Here is a 3,952-nt window from a genome sequence, read left to right on the forward strand (position 1 = left end):
CAGGTCGGTCCACTTGGCGAGCTCGCCGAAGGTCACGAACGTGATCAGCGGCCGGCGGCCGATCAGACGGGTTGCCACGGGCCCACTGAGCCTGCGCTTGTGGCTCAGGGAGAGACGTCGGTGTCAAGGACGACAGGCTGCACGGCGGCGGCTCAGGCGACGTCGCGACGACGCTCGGCGTAGGTGAACGCGAGGAACTCGTCGAGCTCCTCGTCAGACTCGAAGGTGTCGGCCGCCAGGTCGTCGAGGGACCGGATGGGCTGTGTGCCTCGCGTGGCCAAGAGCTCCTCAACGGTGGCCTGAGGGCGCAGCGGCGGGCCGGTCTCCGGAGTGCTCATGGACGAGGGCCTCCTCGCTGGTGTTTCCGGCTGGCTGCGAACCAGGACCAGCATACGGCGGTGCCCAGGTCGCGACCTGTGACCGACCGTAGTCCGCTGAAGCCGTCACCTTGTCGCGTACACCGAAAATCATGATCAGCAGCGTAGTGTGGGGACGTGGACCCGTTGAGTGCCTTCCGGACCGTTGACGACGCCGCCGCCGTCGCGGCCGGCATGGTCGCGGCCGAGTCACGCCTCCAGGACATCTGGCGGCACACCGTTGTCCAGCTGCTCGACGACTACACCAGCGAGCTGCGCCACCAGGGCCTTGATGCAGCCCAGGCGATGTGGACCGACCGCCCCCGACCGTCCGGCGACCGGCGAGTGGACGCGGCTCTCGCCGCGCTCGGGGAGTATCTCGCCCGCCGCGACGGCTGGCACGCCCCCCCGTGGGTGCGCGACCCGGCACTCGAGGCGGTGCCGTGGTGGTTCGTCACCGCGCTCAAGGGTCTGCATCCCCGGGCGCTGGTCGAGTCCCCGCTGTCGTTCCGCAAACGCGGCGTGTTCATCACCAGCGGCGCGCTCCAGCGGGCGTGACATGACCGGCCCCGGGCTCGGCCGCGAGTCGATCATCGGCCTGCTCCAGGAGCTCAACGACGAACTGGGCCGGCGCGGCGCCAAGGCCGACCTGTTCCTTGTCGGCGGGGCCGCGCTCGCCCTCGTCTACGACACGACACGCTCCACCCGCGACCTTGATGCCGTCTTCCTGCCGACCGACGTCGTCCGCGCCGCGGCCTCCGCGCTCGCCGAACGCCACGCCCTCTCGGCCGACTGGCTCAACGACGCGGTGAAGGGCTTCCTGCCCGGCCCAGATCCGGCCGCGACCAGGTACTTCGAGGCCGACCACCTCACCGTCGACGTCGCCTCCGCCGAATACCTGCTCGCGATGAAGCTGTTCGCGTCCCGGGTCGAAGCCGACGCCGAGGACATCGCGTTCCTCTACCGCACGCTCGGCTATACCACCGTCGACGAAGGCCTCGACCTCGTCCAGTCCGTCTACAGCGACCGCCCGATCGACGCGAAGGTCCAGTTCCTCCTCGAAGAGATCGTCGACTCTCTCCACGGTCGCAGCGGCCACACGGCCACTGCTGAAGACTCTGCCTGACCTGACTCGGCTGCAGGACACCCAGCGCCGCCAATGCAGTGGGAGCAGCACAGCCGCCCGATCTGCGTGAACGGCTCACACGTCGCCGACCAGCGCGAACGCGGCCGGACAGGGCGGCTCACCCCCGCCGCCCGTGAACGCGCCGCCGACGCCCACGTCAAGAGCGAGGCCCGCGCGGCCGTCCTCCTCAGGCCGTTGGGATCCGCCAGACCCCCATGCTCGCCATCGACCGGGCCAAGGTCAGCGCCGAACAACGCCTACGCGGCAAGCCGTGTACGGGAGAACCGCATGAACGGTTCGACGGGGAGGGAACTGGAATCCATCACTGAAAGTGATGGCGCCAGTTCCCTACCTTCGTCGTTGAGTCGGTCGAGGTCGCCGCTGCGGCTACACCGCGGTCTGATTGATTCAGACGTCGGTCACGACGAAATTCGTCCCGGAGAGACTCTCGCCGACCGGAGTCTTGGACCAGGTGGCGAGCTGCCCGGGCTGGTGGGCGACTAGGTTCAGTAGATCAACGATCTCTGACGCCACAGGCGGAGCGGACTGGACGCCGGTGAGCAGCGGGTTTCCCGTGTAGCTACCGCTACCGTCCTCATCCTCCGGGCCGTCCGGTTCCCAGCGTCCGATTTCAATCTTCCAACTGCGACGGCACGCTTTCGGGGGCAGTGGCGTCTCCACGGTCAGGTAATATCGCTCGTCGAAGTCTGGCTCAACGAAAATCGAGAGATCTCCGGCCTCAAGTCTGGCGAATTCGTTGTTGCACTCGAGGTAGGCTTGGAGGAGTATTCGAAGGTCATTGACCACCCTCTGCAACTTTCCGCCGATAATGCCGTTCTCGACTTTGCCGAGGGACTCTCGGGTATCTTCGCCGAGTATACCGAGGTCGTCTTCAAGGTTCACCAGGGGATCTTCATGCTCCCACAGACGGCGGATCTCCGTCTCCGGAGGGGAGACGTTTTCCGTGTATTCGGCCAGTTCCACGCGGAGAGCGTGGGCCTCGGCTGCCAGTTCCACGTCGATAGCGGTCCGAACGGGAGGCGGCGCCCCGGTCGTGGCCTTCTCCAGATCGGCCAGGGCCTTGTCGAGAAACATCATGACAAGTTCGTACCACAGACTGTGCGAACCCTCGAGAAGCTGCACCCGCTTGTCGCGGTCGGCCAGCGCGTCGAGATGCTTCGTCGGGTAGTGCCGGAATTCACCGCCTCTCCGGTCGTACACACTGACCGGAACGGTCGCGAATGCAGAGATCCGGTTCAGTGCATCGACGATCGGAGCAGCGACGCCGGCTTCCGTGATACTCGTGACAGTGGATGACGTCATGCCATCCACTCCCCGGTAGGTCGCCAGTATCTGTACTTTCCCGCGGCTCGGGTGCAGCGAATAAATTGTCATGCCAATAGCCCTCCTGCCGAAACCCGCGGAGGGGCCGGCAGCTCGAAGCAGTTTGGGAACCGGTGGTGGCGAAGGCCCAGTCCGACGCTCCATGCCGGGAAAAACTTTGGCGGTGGCCCAGGCTCACTCCCAGGCTCCTTGCCTGTCTGCACAATACCGAATCGCGGGCACTCGCGGCAACGAGGGTGGAGAGACGGAAGCGTTCCCGAACAGACAGTAGGTCGGCGAGCGGGGTGTCCATGATGGGCTGTCGCAGGTGCGGAACCTGTCAACCTGAACGGTTCAAGATCGTTTGCGAATTGCTGAGCTGTCGATCCGCCCGGACCGGCCGCTTGGTCCTCCTCCCGCGGCGGCTGGTTGATCCAGGCAGGCTGGGGCTCCGTTGGCGGATCAGCGGGCCGGACGGCGAACCACTCGGGATGGGCCGCGTAGGCGGCATCAAGGACCCGGGCGCGGACCGCTCGGACGGCGGCGGCTTGGCCGTGGTGGACGACGACCACCGGGAGGAGCAGGCGATCCCGGGATGCCGGTACTCGTTGTTGTGTCATTTGATGTTGCTGAACTTCGACCGACGGGGTCGGTATCGCCTCCCAGCCGTTCTGGCTGTCGTGGAGCGCGCCGGCCGGCGAGGCCCGCAAGCACGCCCCTGACTTCTTCGCCCGGCGTGCGGGACAGACCAGCTGGCGGACCCGGACGACCCCGACTACCGCCGCCACCAGCGCATCGAGAAACATCCCCTGCTCGGTGACGGGATCCGCTCCTGGGACGGAGCGGTCAACGTCCCCCTGTCCGTGCTGCTGAACACGCTGACCGACGCGGGACTCGTGCTGCGGGAAACCGCCGAGGACGACGGCGACCAGCCCGTCCCGGACCTGCTCGCGCTCGCCGCCACCCAGCCAGACCATCATGTGATCAATCGCGTTGTTCCTCGGGGGGAGCCAGCTAATCCCCAGGTGGCCTGCGGTGTCGATGTCAACGGATGGTCGTGGTGGCCGGAAGGATGACAGTGCGCCCGTCAGGGACCTCGACGCGCTGGCGTCACCGACCGTAGTCGACTGCTCCGGAGCTAGATGGG

5 protein-coding genes are annotated in these 3,952 nt (G+C 66.6%); 3 read left to right on the forward strand and 2 right to left on the reverse strand.

The features are described 5' to 3' along the window. Positions 1-152: 152 nt before the first annotated feature. Positions 153-338, reverse strand: a complete 186-nt coding sequence (locus DD1DGNOD_RS16865) for a hypothetical protein (RefSeq protein WP_131770562.1) — start codon at positions 336-338, stop codon at positions 153-155. Between the two features lie 156 nt (positions 339-494). Between DD1DGNOD_RS16865 and DD1DGNOD_RS16870 the strand changes: the two genes are divergently transcribed. Together DD1DGNOD_RS16870 and DD1DGNOD_RS16875 are read left to right on the forward strand one after the other, a co-directional pair. Next, positions 495-914, forward strand: a complete 420-nt coding sequence (locus DD1DGNOD_RS16870) for a hypothetical protein (RefSeq protein WP_241255788.1) — start codon at positions 495-497, stop codon at positions 912-914. 1 nt (position 915) lies between these two features. Next, a complete protein-coding gene (locus tag DD1DGNOD_RS16875) occupies positions 916-1,482 on the forward strand; it encodes a DUF6036 family nucleotidyltransferase (protein WP_131770563.1) in 567 nt (188 codons plus the stop codon). 408 nt (positions 1,483-1,890) lie between these two features. Here the strand turns inward: DD1DGNOD_RS16875 and DD1DGNOD_RS16880 are convergent, their stop codons facing one another. Then, entirely contained in the window at positions 1,891-2,877 is a 987-nt protein-coding gene (locus tag DD1DGNOD_RS16880) for a hypothetical protein (RefSeq protein ID WP_131770564.1), read from the reverse strand. Between the two features lie 791 nt (positions 2,878-3,668). On the opposite strand from DD1DGNOD_RS16880, the gene DD1DGNOD_RS29675 reads away from it, so the two are divergent. Further along, a complete protein-coding gene (locus DD1DGNOD_RS29675) occupies positions 3,669-3,881 on the forward strand; it encodes a hypothetical protein (protein WP_241255789.1) in 213 nt (70 codons plus the stop codon). Positions 3,882-3,952 lie beyond the last annotated feature (71 nt).

Origin of the sequence: Candidatus Protofrankia californiensis, assembly GCF_900634765.1 — a bacterium.
GTDB lineage: Bacteria > Actinomycetota > Actinomycetes > Frankiales > Frankiaceae > Protofrankia > Protofrankia californiensis.

Excerpts from the sequence above, each read along its gene's own strand:
- DD1DGNOD_RS16880 (WP_131770564.1), bottom strand. The coding sequence starts at position 2,877 with ATGACAATTTATTCGCTGCACCCGAGCCGCGGGAAAGTACAGATACTG.
- DD1DGNOD_RS16865 (WP_131770562.1), bottom strand. The coding sequence starts at position 338 with ATGAGCACTCCGGAGACCGGCCCGCCGCTGCGCCCTCAGGCCACCGTT.
- DD1DGNOD_RS16875 (WP_131770563.1), top strand. The coding sequence starts at position 916 with ATGACCGGCCCCGGGCTCGGCCGCGAGTCGATCATCGGCCTGCTCCAG.